General features: G+C 70.5%; 14 protein-coding genes and 1 pseudogene. 8 read left to right on the forward strand and 7 right to left on the reverse strand.

Annotated elements, in window-relative coordinates; all coding sequences use genetic code 11:
* A complete protein-coding gene (locus ACMCNK_RS11720; RefSeq protein ID WP_412736426.1) occupies positions 1 to 651 on the reverse strand; it encodes a DUF6230 family protein in 651 nt (216 codons plus the stop codon).
* Positions 652 to 773: 122 nt separating this feature from the next.
* On the reverse strand, positions 774 to 1,964 hold the full coding sequence (locus ACMCNK_RS11725; protein ID WP_412736427.1) for a PucR family transcriptional regulator: 1,191 nt from the start codon (positions 1,962 to 1,964) through the stop codon (positions 774 to 776).
* Between the two features lie 227 nt (positions 1,965 to 2,191).
* Here ACMCNK_RS11725 and ACMCNK_RS11730 point away from each other — a divergent pair.
* The 3 genes and pseudogenes from ACMCNK_RS11730 to ACMCNK_RS11740 all read left to right on the forward strand — a co-directional run.
* A pseudogene (locus ACMCNK_RS11730) lies at positions 2,192 to 2,402 on the forward strand (YncE family protein); the annotation flags it as partial.
* Positions 2,403 to 3,471: 1,069 nt separating this feature from the next.
* Positions 3,472 to 3,996, forward strand: a complete 525-nt coding sequence (locus ACMCNK_RS11735) for a DUF6879 family protein (RefSeq protein WP_412736428.1) — start codon at positions 3,472 to 3,474, stop codon at positions 3,994 to 3,996.
* Positions 3,997 to 3,999: 3 nt separating this feature from the next.
* Positions 4,000 to 4,347 (forward strand): helix-turn-helix domain-containing protein, encoded by a 348-nt coding sequence (locus tag ACMCNK_RS11740; protein WP_412736429.1) that lies wholly within the window; start codon positions 4,000 to 4,002, stop codon positions 4,345 to 4,347.
* A 50-nt stretch (positions 4,348 to 4,397) separates the two neighbouring features.
* Here the strand turns inward: ACMCNK_RS11740 and ACMCNK_RS11745 are convergent, their stop codons facing one another.
* Positions 4,398 to 4,949 carry a hypothetical protein gene (locus ACMCNK_RS11745; RefSeq protein ID WP_412736430.1) on the reverse strand — a complete coding sequence of 184 codons (552 nt, stop codon included), beginning with the start codon at positions 4,947 to 4,949 and terminating at the stop codon, positions 4,398 to 4,400.
* Between the two features lie 211 nt (positions 4,950 to 5,160).
* Positions 5,161 to 6,564 carry a DUF4331 domain-containing protein gene (locus tag ACMCNK_RS11750; protein ID WP_412736431.1) on the reverse strand — a complete coding sequence of 468 codons (1,404 nt, stop codon included), beginning with the start codon at positions 6,562 to 6,564 and terminating at the stop codon, positions 5,161 to 5,163.
* A 170-nt stretch (positions 6,565 to 6,734) separates the two neighbouring features.
* Here ACMCNK_RS11750 and ACMCNK_RS11755 point away from each other — a divergent pair, with 170 nt between their 5' ends.
* The 5 genes from ACMCNK_RS11755 (at position 6,735) to ACMCNK_RS11775 (ending at position 13,479) form a co-directional block, all read left to right on the forward strand.
* Entirely contained in the window at positions 6,735 to 8,057 is a 1,323-nt protein-coding gene (locus ACMCNK_RS11755) for a tetratricopeptide repeat protein (protein ID WP_412736432.1), read from the forward strand.
* The gene (locus ACMCNK_RS11760; protein ID WP_412736433.1) at positions 8,054 to 9,835 is read left to right on the forward strand and encodes a sulfite exporter TauE/SafE family protein; all 1,782 of its coding nucleotides are present in this window, start codon (positions 8,054 to 8,056) and stop codon (positions 9,833 to 9,835) included. The genes ACMCNK_RS11755 and ACMCNK_RS11760 overlap by 4 nt, the downstream gene beginning before the upstream one ends.
* Positions 9,836 to 9,987: 152 nt before the next feature.
* Positions 9,988 to 10,605, forward strand: a complete 618-nt coding sequence (locus ACMCNK_RS11765) for a TetR/AcrR family transcriptional regulator (protein ID WP_412736434.1) — start codon at positions 9,988 to 9,990, stop codon at positions 10,603 to 10,605.
* Positions 10,606 to 10,677: 72 nt separating this feature from the next.
* Positions 10,678 to 12,882 carry an MMPL family transporter gene (locus tag ACMCNK_RS11770; RefSeq protein ID WP_412736435.1) on the forward strand — a complete coding sequence of 735 codons (2,205 nt, stop codon included), beginning with the start codon at positions 10,678 to 10,680 and terminating at the stop codon, positions 12,880 to 12,882.
* A gap of 159 nt (positions 12,883 to 13,041) precedes the next feature.
* Complete coding sequence (locus ACMCNK_RS11775; RefSeq protein ID WP_412736436.1) at positions 13,042 to 13,479, forward strand: nitroreductase family deazaflavin-dependent oxidoreductase; 438 nt, start codon at positions 13,042 to 13,044, stop codon at positions 13,477 to 13,479.
* Between the two features lie 202 nt (positions 13,480 to 13,681).
* Here ACMCNK_RS11775 and ACMCNK_RS11780 read toward each other — a convergent pair whose 3' ends face one another.
* The 3 genes from ACMCNK_RS11780 to ACMCNK_RS11790 all read right to left on the reverse strand — a co-directional run bounded on the left by ACMCNK_RS11780 (position 13,682) and on the right by ACMCNK_RS11790 (position 15,943).
* Positions 13,682 to 14,443: a M23 family metallopeptidase gene (locus ACMCNK_RS11780; protein ID WP_412736437.1), complete on the reverse strand. Its 762-nt coding sequence runs from the start codon at positions 14,441 to 14,443 to the stop codon at positions 13,682 to 13,684.
* Positions 14,444 to 14,531: 88 nt separating this feature from the next.
* Positions 14,532 to 15,674, reverse strand: a complete 1,143-nt coding sequence (locus ACMCNK_RS11785; RefSeq protein ID WP_412736438.1) for an SPFH domain-containing protein — start codon at positions 15,672 to 15,674, stop codon at positions 14,532 to 14,534.
* A gap of 17 nt (positions 15,675 to 15,691) precedes the next feature.
* Positions 15,692 to 15,943 carry a hypothetical protein gene (locus tag ACMCNK_RS11790; protein WP_412736439.1) on the reverse strand — a complete coding sequence of 84 codons (252 nt, stop codon included), beginning with the start codon at positions 15,941 to 15,943 and terminating at the stop codon, positions 15,692 to 15,694.
* Positions 15,944 to 15,987: the final 44 nt, after the last annotated feature.

Here is a 15,987-nt window from a genome sequence, read left to right on the forward strand (position 1 = left end):
TCAGAAGCACTCGTCTTTGCCCCAGTGCAGGCGCAGCGAGAGGTGACGCAGGTTGAACTGGCCCGCGGACGTGGCCCACGCGACCTGCTTGAGGTTGGTGATGGTGACGTTGTCGGCCTGCTGGCTGAACATGCCCTGACGCCGCTGGGCCTGCTCGGCCGGGTCGTTGGTCGGCCCTTTGTCCAGAGTGGACGCGTCACGGCCGATCTCGATGTTGGTGAAGCTCGCGTCGCCGTCCAGCTGGCTCATGTCCACGACCATGTCCCGGGCGGTGACCGGATCCCCGCCCGTGCCCGCGCGAATCTTCAGCGAGACGGAACCGAAGTCACCGAGGTCGGTGATCACGGACTGGCAGAGGTTCTTCAGCGTGGCGGTTTTCATGGCGGACACGGCCACGGGTTCCGGGACCTGGTTGTCGCCGCCCGGCTCGACACGCGCGTCGACCGTGCCGTACTGAATGAAGCCGGTGGCCTGGAGTTCGTCGGCGCTCACCTTGAACTGCTGACCGGAGACGGTGAAGCCCGCCGCGACCGCCCCGTTGGCGACCACGGTCAGGAGGATCGCCGAAGCGGCGGTGCTGAGGCCGAGAAGCGCGGCGAAGCGGCGCCAGCGGGTGTACCCCTCGCCCGGCGCCTGATCCATTGGCGTCATACGGAATCGACCTCCGTCACTCGTGAATGGATCGGGAAAATGATTTACGTCTCATAGCGCGGCACGCTAGACCGCCCCGAGAGTCATCGTCAAGCATCTATTTACTCGGCAGTAGGGTCGGGTCACCGCGACAGCCCCAACCGCGCCGGGCTCGGTGCGCTCGTCGATGTCAGCCAGGTCCGCAGCGCCCACCACAGACGGGTGGTTTCCAGCACGTCCGGCCGCTCCCCCGGCTCCCCGCCCAGCGCCGGGATGCCGGTGATCTCATGCAGCCGCCGCAGCCGGTAGCGCACCGTGTTCGGGTGCACGTGCAGCGCCGCCGCGGTCTGATCCAGCCGCAGGCCGTGGTCCAGATAGCCGAGCGCGGTCGTGACCAGTTCGCGGTGGAAGTCGTCGCCCGGCCGCAGCGCGCCCAGCAGAGAATCGCGAAGCAGCTCGGCCAGTAACGGCTGCGCCGTCAGGGCGGTCTGCGCGGCCAGGTCCACCACGTCGTGCAGCCCGGCCAGGCCGGACCGGATCGCCGTGCGCAGGGCGGTCAGGCACAGGCCGTACACCGCGCGGATCTCCGTGAGACGGCGGGCGGGCGCGGCCACCGCCGGCACCGTACGGCCGAGCGCCTCGGCCGGGGGCAGGCGTGGGGCCAGCGCGGCCAGGCGGCCGTCCACCGTGCCGACGACCGCGCCAAGGGCGGACAGCGACTGCTCGACCGGGCTGACCCGGGTCACATCGCCGAGTTCGGCGAGGACACAGTGGTACCGGCCGTCCGCGCGCAGCCCGAAGCGGGCGAGTTCGTGCGGTGGCACCCCGCCGTGCTCGCCGAGCAGCAGCCGGCGCAGCATCCGCGAACGCGCCTCCCGGTGCCCCCGGCCCAGTCGCCGTTCGGCCGCCCGGTACCCCTCGATGACGTGCCGTTCCAGCGTGGCCGCGTACCGGTCCACGTCGAGGACGGCCTCCAGCAGCGCCTCGTCGGGGATGCCCGCCGCGCGGCCGTGGCTCACCACGATCTCCAGGGCACGGGACCGGCAGGCCTGCACGCCGTACAGCAGGGCGCCGATCGGCACGCCCTGCGCCGCGCGCTCGGCCCCGAGCCGGGCGGCCTGGGTGAAGTCACGGTCGCCCAGCTCACCCAGCCGGTCCAGCGCACCGACCGCGGTGGACAGCAGGGTCTGGATGTGCCGGCGGCTTTCCAGGTGCGGCAGCCGGGCCACCTCCGGGGAACGGGACCGGGCCACCTCGACCATCTCGTCCAGGATGCGGCCGTCCGCGACGAGGTCGTCCAGCAGCGTACGGATCGACGCGTCCCGCTCTCTCATGGCCATCGCGATCCCGCTTTCCGCAGGGGCGCCGTTGTGGCCCGCGCACAACGGCAGGTCCGGGCATTGGCGCCCGGAGCCTATGGACGGGCACCGATCCGTTGTTTCCTTCTCGTTACCGGAAGGTAACACCGAGTGCCGTTCAGGGGAACGTCGAAACCGTGTCCATTCAGGAGCTGCCACGAATGTTCACCGCAGGCGCCGACGGCTCACCGCCGCGATGGCGGCCCGGGCCGGTGGTGAGCGCGGGCAAGCCCTATTGGGCCACGGTCAGCGGGGAGCGGGCGGGACTGCGTGATCTCCGAATCCGGCGCGGACCGGGCCAGCGCGATTAGCTTCGCGACCGGCGAGCGGGTGGCCAGTGTCGCGGTCGGCGACCATCCGCAACGCGTGCGGATCGGTCATGTTGCCCTGGACTGGACCTCGCCCGCCGCCTGACCGAAGCCGTCCGGGATCGGGCCACGGACCCGGCGCCGCGATGCCGACGCGAGCGCCAGCGATGGGAAAGCCTCGGCGGGCGGGAAGGGCGATCCCGCCCGCCGAGGCGGGGGCAGGCTGGAAGACGCTCGAGATCCCCGGAACCGCGCGACGCGAGATGTGATCACGGCCAGCCCAGAACCGTTGATAGAGAGCTGCCGACGGCGCGGATCCCGCAGACTGAAGATCCTCCGAGGCGACGCAGTAGTTCGCTGCCAGGTAGATCCGGAGCAAACTCGGAGACGCGCAGAACTCCGCCGACAGGTTCGCCCTGGCTTCTGGACATGGCCACGGGAGGGCGCACAGGCGGCAGCACCAGGAAGGTCGGGACGGAACGTGCTGCGACTGGACGGTCAACGGCTCGCCCGAGGTGGTTCAACACCGCACCCATGGCTCGGACACTGCAACGTCTCGCCGCAGATGTCGCACCATCGTTGTTTGATCTTGAAGGCGAACAGGCCGGACGCGAGCCCGACAACGAGCGCGGCTGCGACAGCGATCACCAAAGTCATACCGCTCCCATGAACATTGCAAAGTGGTCAGGCCGACCGTAAGGGCGGGCCGCGATTCAGGGCCAGATGTTTGCTCCTATTTGCTCGGTGCCGTGAGCTTGACGTACCAAGGATTAGCATCCGATGCTGATACCGCACCGAGCAAATCACGGCAACCTTCCTCCCGAGAGGAGCACAGATGGGAGTGAGGTTTCTCGGCAAGGAGACTCAAGGCGGTGACTCCCCCACCCTCTACGCCACCGATCGCAGCACCTACCTGGTTCAGGGATGGAAGGTCCCCGACCAACCGGCAACCGTCGTGGAGATACCGGAGACGCTCCTTCGCCACCTGCTGCCTGGCACTGAACTTGCGGCACCGTTGCAGGCCACCGGTCGCCGCTGGCGGGGCGATAACGGCGAGTGCGCCACGTACACGCTGACGGGAGCTGAGGTGACTGACCTGGGAATCAGCGAACAGTTGGCCGTTCCTGCCCATGAGGGGTGCATCGAAGTCGGACAGCGACGAAAGGACCACCAGGGTGCGCCTGCTGCAAGGCCATGAGTTCGAGCAGCTTTTCCGCAACTTCGAACGCTCCGCATTCCATCTGGAGGTCAACGACTCGTATGACACACCCGAGGAGTCGGAGCCGTTCCGGCGGTTCCTGTCCGGCGAGCCGGACGACTATGCCTGGCATCTACCTTGGCTGGAACTGGTCAGCGAAGCGACCAAGTCCGGCAGAACAATCGAACGGGTCCGCATCGTTTCCGTGCCACACGTGAACTACACGCGATGGGGCTTGACCGTTGCCGCACTAAATATCGAGGCCGGCGAGGATATTCGTTGGCTGCCGCGCCCGCTTCTGAACGGCGCGGCCATCCCGGCGGACGACTTCTGGCTGTTCGATCGCGATCGGGTGGTCTTCACCCTGTTCACCCCTGACGGTGCGTTCTCTGGCGGTGCGGAGACGCAAGACCCGATGATTCTCGAAAGTTGTGTTCGCGTACGGAATGACCTGTGGGCCCGGGCCATTCCACACGCTGACTATGCACTCGGCGACCGATAGCCGTTGCCGACCACCACCGTTCACCACGCACGTGAAGCGCTCGGAAAGCGCCTTCGCGACATCCGGCACGATGCCGGGCTGACCGGCCGGCGCCTCGCTGCCCTGGCCGGTTGGCAGAGTTCGAAAGTGTCAAAGATCGAGTATGGCAAGCAGTCGCCTTCCGAATTCGACGAGCGGTTGGTACATGTCGAAGCGGTGTCCGCCGAAATCACGGTCACCCAACCGCGCGAGATCGACCTTTACCTACGCGCGTTCGCCGCGCTTGCGGGCTCGGCGGTATACGGTTCCGCGGCGCGCGACCTCATCATGACCGAACTCGATGCCCTGGGCCCGCACCATTCCGCGCCGTGACGCGACGAGGGCCGCCCCTGTCGGGACGGCCCTCGCGGAGGTGTGTCGGGTCAGCCGACGCGCTCGGGTTCGCGGGCCAGTGCCTCGGGCGAGGCCGGCACCACGATCTTGCGGGTGCGCATGCTGAACGCGGTCACGCCGAGCACGGCGCCGAGCGCGATGAACAGCGAGCCCAGCCCGATGACCAGCACGGTGACCTGCTGCGCCTGGTAGGCGCTCATCAGGGAGCCGCGCAGCGTCTCGCCCATGAACGCGGTCTGACGCAACTGGCCGAGCTGCTCGTCCTTGCGGCCGCCGGCGATCCATTCCTCGGAGACCTCGGAGTATGTCTTGCCACCGGTGGCCTTGGCCACGTGCGTGGCGATCAGGTCGGCGTACGCCTTCGCCTGCCCGCCGGTGGTGACGTGCTGGCCGGCGTACTTCTTGAGGGCGTCAGGGAGCTGGGCCTTGTCGGTCGGGAACGCGATCTCCTGAGCCTTCAGCTCACTCTTGATCATGCTCTGGCCGTGCGTGCCTTCGTAGATCATCACCGGGCCCGCCGCGACCATTCCGGCTCCGACAAGAGCCATCAGCATGCTCGCGATCTTCCGCGACTTGATCATTTTCCTGCTCCCTCTTTTGGTCCTGCTCACTCGCCTTCGTGTCGGCCTTTCACCCAGCACGTTCGGCGGGCGCACGGGGGCGCGGAGATGCACAAGGGCACCACCGGGCAGGCCGAAGGTCCCGTACGGGACGGGCCGGTCGGGAGCGTAAGAGCGGCGCTGCTCCCGTCGGCGCGATCCACCGACGGGGGCAGCCTTGCCCTTCAGGCGGTCAGGACTGGTTGACCGCGACCGTGTTCGGCAGTGCCACGTACGGGAACACCGTGCGGAACGGGTGGTCGTTCGCGTCCACCGCGTCGCCCAGCGTGTCCACCGCGGGCGCGTGGTTCGGCAGCAGCACACCTTCGGCGGCCCGTACGGTGACGTCGACGACGTCGTCGGCGAGCCGGCGCCCGTTCGGGAAGCCGGCGAGGTCGCCGCCGATCACGCCGAGGCGGTTGGGGCTGGCCGCGGGCGGAACAGCCATGTTGAGTCGCAGTTGCTCACTGCCGGCGAACTTCTTCGCGACGACGTCCTTGTTGAGCAGTTGCGAGTTGAGGTCCGCGGCGACCGGGCCGCAGGCCTTGCACACGCCGGTCAGGAAGACTTCGACAAGGTCCTTGCGCGGCTCGGCGGGGGCCTGGATGCCGTAGATCGCCTGGATCAGCTTGGGCACCTCGGGCTGCTGGACGTACTTGAGGAACTTGGCGTCCTTGTCCGGCGTCGTGGCGTTGAACTCGTTCTTGTGGCCGACCGGGATGACGACCTCGTTGACCAACGGCATGCCCAGCCGCGACACCTGCTGGTACTTGCCGTAGGGCTTTCCGGTCTTCATGCTGATGCCGGCGCGCGACGTGGTGGTCCAGATGCCGACGACCGGGTTGCGCGTCGGGTTGCCCTTGAGTGCCAGGTCAGACTTGGGCACCTGCAGCGCGATCGTGTTGACGTTGTAGCCCTTGAGCGTGTCCTGGCCCACCTCGGACAGGTTGCCGCCGTAGAGCAGGTCGAAGACCCGCAGGTCGAGGAAGAACGGGTCGTCCGCCTGGCCGGCGAAGGACTTCCCACCACCGGCGTACGGGGTGATGGCCGCGTTGGACAGTGCGGCGTAGTCGGGCATGGACGCGGCACCCACGAACGACGGGGCGACCGGCGCCTTGGACAGCAGCGTCGTGGTGCCGGACTTCGTGATGCGCTGCAGCTTGTAGTACTGCCGCAGGTTCAGGTTGGGGTCGGTCAGCGAGTGGACCGGGCCCGTGTTGTAGAGGAACGTGTTGGTGTTCTGGTACGTGGTGGTGAACGTCCAGCGGTAGATGATGTCCGGCTTGGCGTCGCCGTTGTTGTCGATGTTGATGTCATGCGCGGTGTATTCCGCGAACGGATAGAAGTTCGGGCCGCCGTTGGGCTCCTCGAACGGCTGCCAGTTCGCCACCATCGTGACCGTGTTGGGCGCGTCCGGGCTGACGAACGCGTACAGGTCGGTGTTGTCGAGGGCGGGCATCCCCGCGATCAGTGGCGCCTCACGGTGCGAGGACGCAACGCTCTGGGCGGGTGCGAGCGCTGCCACGCACACCGCCGACAGGCCGATGGCAGCCGCGGCCATGAGGCTGCGACGGCCGTTGGGCACGACGAGTTTCATCGTTCTCCTGGGTTTTTGTGTTTAGGACCGACGGCGCGTACTCCGCCGCCGCAGTGAGTTGATAGTTACTGTATAAACCTGTTTGGGCGAATTTATGCGTATTTGAGTCGAATAGGCATGAAACGTCGCGTGTGTTCGGGTAGACGGCCCGGCGGAGAGGACCCTGCGCCATGCGTGGACGATGGATCGTGCGTTTGGCGCTGGTCGGCGCCGCGGCCGTGGCGACGTTGATCACCGCGGGCGTGGCGTTCGATCCGGCGGTCCGGCGCCCACCGAGCCGGGCCGCCGACGCGGCCGCCGCACCCGGGTCCGCTACCCGCGAACTCGACGCGTACGTCGCGCGGACCACCGCCCACCTCGATCAGGTGCCCGGCGACTGGCAGGCCTGGGCGCAACTGGGCATGGCCCACGTGCAGCTCGCCCGGATCTCGTACGACCCCGCGCACTATCCCGCCGCCGCGGCCGCCCTGCGCCGGTCGCTGCGCGTACGTCCCACCGGCAATGCCGCCGCGCTGACCGGCCTCGGCGCGCTGGCCGCGGCCGAGCACGACTTCCGCGGCGCGCTGCGCTACGCCCTCGGCGCCACGGCAGCCGACCCGTACTCCGCCGACGCGTACGGCGTGCTCACCGACGCGTACGTCGAACTCGGCCGGTACCCCGAGGCCACCGCCGCGGTGCAGCGGATGCTGGACCTGCGCCCCGACACCGGCTCGTACGCGCGGGCGTCGTACCTGTTCGAGCTGCGCGGCGACACCGTCGGCGCGACCCGGCTCATGCAGCAGGCCCTGGACGTCGCCGGCAGCCCCGGGGACACCACGTTCGCGTTGCTGCACCTCGGCGAGCTCGCGTTCAACGCGGGCGACCTCAACACCGCCGCCGCACGCTTCGCCGAGGGGCTGGCCCGTTCACCGGGACAGCCGGCGCTGCTCGCCGACCGGGCCAAGGTCGCCGCCGCCCGCGGGGACCTGGCCGGTGCCGTGACCGACCTGCGGGCCGCGACCGCCGTCCTGCCCACCGTGGACCATCTCGTCACGCTGTGCGATGTGCTCACCGCCGCCGGGGACCCGACGGCGGCCGCCCGCACGGACGGCCTCGTACGGATCGGCGCCCGGCTGCCCGGTGTGACCCCGGCGGCCACGGACATCGACCTCGTCCTCTTCTACGCCGATCGCGGCCCGGCGGCCACCGCGGTCGACAAGGGGCGGGCGCTGCTCGCGGCCCGGCCCAGCGTCAGCGTCGAAACCGCGTACGCATGGGCGCTGCACGCCGCCGGGCACGACCGCGAGGCGCTCACCCACGCGAACCGGGGGCTGCGGCTCGGCACGCGCGACGCGAAGGCCCACTACTACCGGGGGATGATCCGGCTGGCCCTGAAGGACCGGGCCGGTGCCCGCGCCGATCTGCGGCAAGCGCTGGCGATCAACCCGTACTTCTCGCCGCGGTACGGCCCGGCGGCGCGGCACGCCCTTGCCACCCTCGGAGGTCGCGCATGATCCGCCGCCTGCTCTGCCTCGCCGCGTTCGGCCTCGCCGGAGCGCTGCTGTGCCCGGCCCCGGCGCAGGCGCATCCGCTGGGCAACTTCACCACCAATCAGTACGCGGGCCTGCGGGTGAGCGTGGCCGGGGTCGACGTGGACTACGTGCTCGACCTCGCCGAGCTGCCCACGTATCAGGCGCAGCACGAGGACATCGACACCGACGGAGACGGCACCGACTCCCCCGCCGAACGCGACGGGTACGCCGCCCGCACCTGTGCCGCGGCCGCCGCGGCGTCGACGCTCACGATCGACGGGCGGCCCCGGGCGATGCGGGCCGAACCCGCCGGACTCAGCTTCCCGCCCGGCGCCGGCGGCCTGACCACCCTGCGTCTGCAGTGCGTGCTGCACGCCGACGCGCGGATCACCGGGGAGACGGCGATCGCGTACCGGGCAGCCCTGTTCGCCGACCGGATCGGCTGGCGCGAAGTCACCGCGGTCGGCGACCGGGTCACGCTGGCCGGTTCGGACGTTCCGGCGGACAGCGTCAGCGCCCGGCTCACCGCGTACCCGCCGGGGGCGCCCACCGCCGACGTCCGGGCCGCGACGCTGACCGTACGGCCCGGTGGACCGGCGGCGCCGCCCGCACCGTTCACGGCGACCGGGGACCCGGGTGCGCAGGCCCGGGGCATCGACCGGTTCACCTCGTGGTTCACCGATCTGATCGGGCGGCCGCAGCTCACGGTCGGAGTGGGGATCCTCGGCTTCATCATCGCGATCGTCCTCGGTGGTGCCCACGCGGTCGCCCCCGGGCACGGCAAGACGATCATGGCGGCGTACCTCGTCGGCGCGCGGGGGCGGCTGATGCACGCGGTGACGGTCGCGCTCTCCGTGGCCGCCACCCACACCGTCGGGGTGCTCACGCTCGGCATCGTGCTGGCGACGTCGCTGCAGTTCGCCCCCGACACCATGTACGCCTGGCTGCGCCTGGTCAGCGGGGCCGTGGTCGCCGTGGTCGGCGCCCAGATGCTGCACCGCGCCCGCCGCCGGAACGCCGCCACAGGGTCTATCGCGGTCTCCGTGCCCACCCAGGCCGACGGCCACAACCATGCCCCGCTCCACAGCCACGGCCACAGCCACGGCCACAGCCACGACCCGGCCCACAACCACAGCCACGGTCGCAGCCACGAGTCGGGCCACAGCCACAGCCACGATCACGAGTCGGTTTACAGCCACGACCACGGATCGGACCACGACCACGACGAGCCGGTACACAGCCACGACCACGAGCACGAGCCGGTACACGGCCACGGTCACGAGCAGGACAGGGAGCTCGTGGCCGCGGGGCATGTGCGCGAACATTCCGCGGTGGGGCACGAACGTCCGCACAGCCACGGCGCGGTCAGCGCACTCGTGCACTCCCACGGGGGCCGGACCCACACCCATCACGTGCCTGCGCCTGATGAGCCGTTGCACGTACGTACGCTGCTCGTGATGGGTTTTGCCGGCGGCCTTTCGCCCAGCCCGTCGGCGGTGGTGGTGCTGCTCGGCGCCGCCGCCCTCGGCCGCGCCTGGTATGGGGTGCTGGTCGTGCTGGCATACGGCGTCGGCCTGGCCGCGACCCTGACCGGCATCGGGTTCGCGCTGGCCAGGTGGGGCGAGCGCCTGCACCGGGCCCGCGCCTTCGGGTGGAACGGACGGCTGCTGCGCCGGATGCCCGCCGCCACCGCCACGATCATCCTCGCGGTCGGCATCGGGATGGCCGCCGTCGCCGCGATCGGCCTCTTCACGGGCTGAGCTGGTTGTCGGGATTCGGAGCAGGCGAGAACTCCACCCGCCGGTCTGAAATTCATGGGGCTGAGCACTCCGGCACGCCGGTATGAACAACGCCACTCTCTTGCCGGGGCGGAAAACTTGCCAGCGCGGCAAGATTCGCCGATGGTGGGGACATGACTTCACCGGCCGGGTTGCGCGAACGCAAGAAGGCGGCGACGCGCGCAGCGCTGAGCCACGCGGCGTGGTCCCTGATGCTCACGCACGGGCTGGGCGCCGTCACGCCGGAGGCGATCGCCGCGGCGGCCGACGTGTCTCCCCGTACGTTCCGCAACTACTTCGGCAGCCGCGAGGAGGCGATCCTCGGCGAGCTGGTGCTGCGCCACCTCGCACTGCTCGACAAGCTGCGTGAACGCCCCGCGGACGAGCCGGTGTGGGACGGCCTCAGCCAGGTGCTGCCGCAGGGGGTCACCGAGATCGTCGGCGACCGCGACAGCTTCGCCGTGCTGGCCGAGGAGATCCGCCGCAACCCCGCGATGCTGGCGCAGAACCTCGTCGTGTTCCAGGACGCCGCGATCCGGATGGCCGCGGTCTTCGCCGAACGGACCGGCACCGACCTCGACACCGATCCCGTCCCTCGGCTGCTGGCCGGCGCCGTGTGCGCCGCGATCAGCACGTCCATCGACCTGTGGGTCGGCGGTACGACCGACCGGCCGCTGCCCGACCTGATCCGTGATTGCCTGGCGCACCTGCGCGCCGGGCTGCCCGTGGGTGCCGCCACGCCGCGCGCCTGACCCCCACCCCGATACGCCGTTCGCCCGCCGGGTGCACGGACGGTTACCCGTGCTCGTGAACAGGAGATCCTGATGGCTTCCCTGCTGTACCGGCTGGGCCGGTTCTCGTACCGACAGCGCTGGCTGGTCTCGGTGGCGTGGCTGGCGGTGCTCGCCGCGACACTCATCGGCGCGGCCACCCTGGCGAAGCCGACGTCGGACGCGTTCAGCATCCCCGGCACCCCGGCCCAGAAGGCCATCGACGTGCTGCACGACCGGTTCCCGCAGGCCGGGGCGGGCGGCGCAACCGCACGGATCGTATTCGCCGCCCCGGCCGGTCACACGCTCGCCGAACCCGGGCCCAAGGCCGCCGTGGAGCGTGCGGTCTCCGCGTTGCGTACCGCGCCGCAGGTGGCCTCGGTGACCGATCCGTTCCAGAGCCGGGCGGTCAGCCCGACGGGGACCGTCGGGTACGCCCAGGCCACGTACACCGTGCAGGCACCGGAGCTGACCACCGCGGCCCGCGACGCCCTCAAGGCCACGGTCGAGAGCGCCCGCTCCGCGGGGCTGACCGTCGAGACCGGCGGTGACGCGGTGCAGAACCAGCCGGGCGGCAGCGCCTCCGAGGTTATCGGTCTCGTGGTCGCCGCGATCGTCCTGGTGGTCACGTTCGGTTCGCTGGTGGCGGCCGGTCTGCCGCTGCTCACCGGCATCATCGGGATCGGCATCGGGGTCGGCGCCATCTCGGTGTCCACCCACTTCTTCGACCTGTCCGGCAACACCTCGACGCTGGCGATGATGCTCGGCCTGGCAGTCGCGATCGACTACGCCCTGTTCATCGTGTCCCGCTACCGCCACGAACTCGCGGTCGGGCGCGACCCGCAGGAGGCCGTCGCCCGGGCGGTCGGCACGGCCGGGTCCGCGGTCGTCTTCGCCGGTCTGACGGTCGTGATCGCCCTGGCCGGGCTGTCCGTGGTCGGCATCCCGTTCCTCACTCAGATGGGGCTCGCGGCGGCGGGCACGGTCGCCGTCTCGGTACTCATCGCGCTGACGCTGCTGCCCGCGCTGCTGGCGTTCGCGGGGCGGCGGATCACCGCCGGGCACATCCCCGGCCTCAAGGAGCACGACCCGGAGGGCGACAGCGTCAAGCCGACCCTCGGCGTGCGCTGGGTGACGGCGATCGTCCGGCGGCCGGTGGTCGCGCTGCTCGCCGCCGTGATCGGCCTGGGCGTCGTCGCGATCCCCGCCATGCAGCTGCGGCTGGGCATGCCCAGTGACGGCACGGCCGCGCCGGACAGTACCCAGCGCAAGGCGTACGACCTGCTCGCGGGCGGGTTCGGCCCCGGCTTCAACGCTCCCCTGATGGTCGTGGTGGAGACCCCGGCCGGGTCCGTCAAGGACGCCGCCGATCAGGTCGCTGGGCGGATCCGCGGCCTGCACGACGTGGCCGTGGTGACCCCGCCGGTGCCCAACCCGGCCGGGAACACCGCGATTCTCACCGTCATCCCCACCGCCGGGCCCGACGCCGCGTCCACCGAGGACCTGGTGCACGCGATCCGGCGCCTCGACGGGACGGTGGCCGGGGCGTACCTCGGTGTCACCGGCACCACCGCGATCAACCTGGACATCTCCACCAAGCTCGCGGATGCGTTGCCGCCGTATCTCGCGCTCGTGATCGGCCTGGCGTTCGTCCTGCTCACGCTGGTGTTCCGGTCGCTGCTGGTGCCACTGAAGGCCACGCTCGGGTTCCTGCTCAGCGTCGCCGCCACATTCGGCGCGGTGGTCGCGGTGTTCCAGTGGGGCTGGCTGTCGGACCTGCTCGGCGTGGACCACACCGGGCCGATCATCAGCTTCCTGCCGATCTTCCTGATCGGGATCGTGTTCGGCCTCGCCATGGACTACCAGGTCTTCCTGGTGACCCGGATGCGGGAGGAGCACGTCCACGGGACCGCACCGAAGGCCGCCGTGATCAACGGCTTCGGCCACGGGGCACGGGTCGTCACGGCCGCCGCCCTGATCATGATGAGCGTGTTCTTCGGCTTCATGCTCGGCGACGAGGCGATCATCAAGTCGATCGGCTTCGGGCTCGGCATCGCCGTACTGTTCGACGCCATCGTGGTCCGCATGATCCTCGTCCCGGCGGTCATGGCGCTGCTCGGCCGCGCGGCCTGGTGGCTGCCCGGATGGCTGGACCGGGCCCTGCCCAACGTCGACGTCGAGGGCGAGAAGCTGCTGCAGCAGCTCGACGACGCAGCCGCCGCGCAGCCCGTCGAGGCCGGTGAGCCCGCGCTGCGCTGACACGGCTCACTCCGGGGGTCGCCGCGACTGCGGCGACCCCCGGACGCGTTTCCGGAGCAGGCGACAAGCATTTAGAGAGCACTGCTCTTGACAGAGAACGGCGCTCCCGTGTTCACTGATTCCAGACGAGAGCACTGCTCTTCACATGGAGGAGGAGACATGCGGTACCTGGCACCCGAACGCAGCGCCAACGCCTTCAACGAGGCCGTCAAGTGGCTCGCCGCCCACGGGATCAGCCTGCTCGGCAGCCGCGTCCTGGCGGTCCGCGGCCGCAAGAGCGGCGAAACCCGGACCACGGTGGTCAACCTCTTCACGCACGAGGGCGATCAGTACCTGCTCGCGCCCCGAGGCCACACCCAATGGGTACGCAACCTGCGCGCCGCCGGTGAGGGCGAGCTCCGCCTCGGGCGCCGCGTCCAGCCGTTCACCCCGGTGGAGATCGCCGACGCGGAGAAGGCACCTCTGATCCGCGTCTACCTGCGGAAATGGGCGTGGGAGGCAGGCACCTTCTTCGACGGGCTGAAGGCGGACTCCCCGGACGCCGACATCGCCGCCGCGGCCCCCGGTTTCCCGGTCTTCCGCATCGCGTCCCGCTGAACGCCGAAGCCCGGACCGGCTCCCGCAGTCCCGCACGCACACCGCACGCGTCGGCCCCGCCCGCGCATCGAACGGCGCGGCAGATCAGCATGCACGTCCGGCGGGAGGAGGAACACCGCCTGCTCCGGTGAGCCGCCCGCGTCCTGAGTGACCGGTCGCCGTGCAGACCTCGCGAGGGTCCGCACGGCGACCGCCGTACCGCCTACGGGTCGACGCGGGGCTTGGTCGGGCAGCCGTTCTTCGCCTTCCACGCCGAGATCTCGGCAACCGGCGACTTGTTGCCGCCCTTGCGCCACGAGTCGAGGTAGGGCCAGGGCCAGATCGTTCCCCGCTGGGTCCACCAGTCGCTGCCCCGGGCACACGGCGGGGAGATGCCGAAATGCAGGTGGCAGGCGCTCGCGTCGCCGGTCTCGCCGATGCGGCCCAGCGTCTGACCGGTGCTGACGTGCGCCCCGACCTGAATCGCCGGGTCGATCGCGGAGAAGTGTGAGCCGTAGTAGCGCACCCCGTCGTCGCCGACGATGCCCACGGACAGACCGCCGCGGGTGGCGCCCGCGTTCACCTTCGCATTCCAGGTGTCCTTGCGTACGACGTACGCGATGGTGCCGCTGGACGCCGCGACCACCTTGTTGCCGCACGCGGTGATGATGTCGGTCGCCGGGTAGTCGTGGTGCACGTGCGCGTACGAGGCCTTGCCGACCACGGGGAACGCGTGCGTGGCCGCCTTCGCCTCCGGGGTCGCCGAGGTCGTCGGGGTCGCGCTGCCCGCCGGGGCGCCCGAGGCGGACGGCGGCGCCGGTGCCGGCGAGGACGGCGCGGCACCCTCGGTCGAGATCGTGGGCGTGGCGCTGGGCGTCACGAACGTGGGGGCGTCGGCGCTGCGCGCCGCCGGTTCACCACACGCGCCGAGCGCGACGACGCTCATGCCGATGAGTACGAAACGTCCGATCTTCGACCGCAACACGAATCCTCCCCGCTGGTGGCGACCAAGATAGCGCGCACCCGCACGGGGATGGTGTCCCCGGCCCCCTGCCAGGCCGGGGACACCGCGGTCAGGCGGTCGGGGCGACCGGCGCAGCGGCCTTGCCGTGCAGTGGGGTGATCTCGGCGCCCGCCGGCTCGGCCACAGACGCCCGCATACCCGTACGGATCGTCTCCAGCACCGCCGCCCCCTGCGCGGCCAGCGAGGCCACCACGGAGTTGAGGCCCTCCGCACCGTCGAGCACGGTGACGTTCGCACCCTGCAGACCCTGCGCCGCGGCCCGCAGCATCTCCGGAAGCTGCTGGATGATCGCCTGGTCCAGGGCGATCCGGTCCTGGGCGGCGGCCGCCTCTGCGGACAGCTTGGTGGCGTCGGCCTCCGCGCGGGCCAGGGCACGGATCCGCTCGGCCTCGGCCTCGGCGGGACGTACCACCTCGGCGATCAGCTCGGCCTGGCGCAGCTCGGCGTTCTTCTGCGCGACGACGGCCCGCTCGGCGATGACGTCCTGCTGGGCGCGGGCCGCGGCCAGCGGGCCGGCCTGGGCGGCGGTCTGCTGGGCCTCGTCGATCTGCGCCTGGTACTCGGCCTTGGCGATCGCCGTCTGCCGGGCGTACTCGGCCTGATGGCGCACGCTCTCCTGCTGGGCCATCGCGCTCTGCCGGTCGGCGTCGGCCTGCGCGACCTTGGCCTCCTGGTCGACCCGGGCCTGATGCGGCGCGGCGAGCGCCCGGATGTAGCCGACCCCCTTGTCGTCGATGCTGCTGATCTGCAGCGAGTCGACGCCGAGGCCGATCCGGGCCATCTCGGTCTTGCTGGCGTCGACGATCGCGTCGGCCAGGGTCTGCTGCTCGCGGATGATGGCCTCGACCGTCATGCTGCCGATGATGCTGCGCAGATGGCCGCTGAAGATGCGGCCCACCAGCGTCGGCATCTGGGTCTGGTCGCCCTGGAACCGGCGAGCCGCCGCCGCGATCGACTCGTGGTCGTCCCCGACCTTGAACGCGATCACGGCGTGCACCGAGAGGGTGATCCCCTGCTTGGTGTAGCAGTCCTCCATCACCTCCGCCTCCTGCATGGCGAGGGTGAGCCGGCTGGCCCGGGAGAAGATCGGCACGACGAAGACGCCGTGCCCGGTGACGATCTTGAACGGCAACGCGTCCGCACCCCGCTGCTTCCGACCGCTGATCAGAAGCGCCTCGTTGGGGGCGGGCACCCGATAACCGAACACTGTTACTGCCCTTCTACGACGCCGCCCGGGCAATCGCCCAGCGGCACAGTGGGCCATGGCTCGACGTCGACCTGGCGCGCGCCACGGTTGTTGATGACGAGTACGTCGGTGCCGGCGGGCAGGGCCGTCGCGGCGTACGCGAGGTAATAGTGAGCGATGCCCGCCACTACGATGCGCACCTCGCCGGGCCGGACGCCGCCGCGGATCGCGGTGACCACGGAGCCGGTCCTGCCCACCAGCGATTCACTCGTCACGCCTGGATTGTGCACCTGCCCGGCGACCCGCACCGCCCGGCCCT

Source organism: Krasilnikovia sp. MM14-A1259, from assembly GCF_047159535.1.
GTDB lineage: Bacteria > Actinomycetota > Actinomycetes > Mycobacteriales > Micromonosporaceae > Actinoplanes.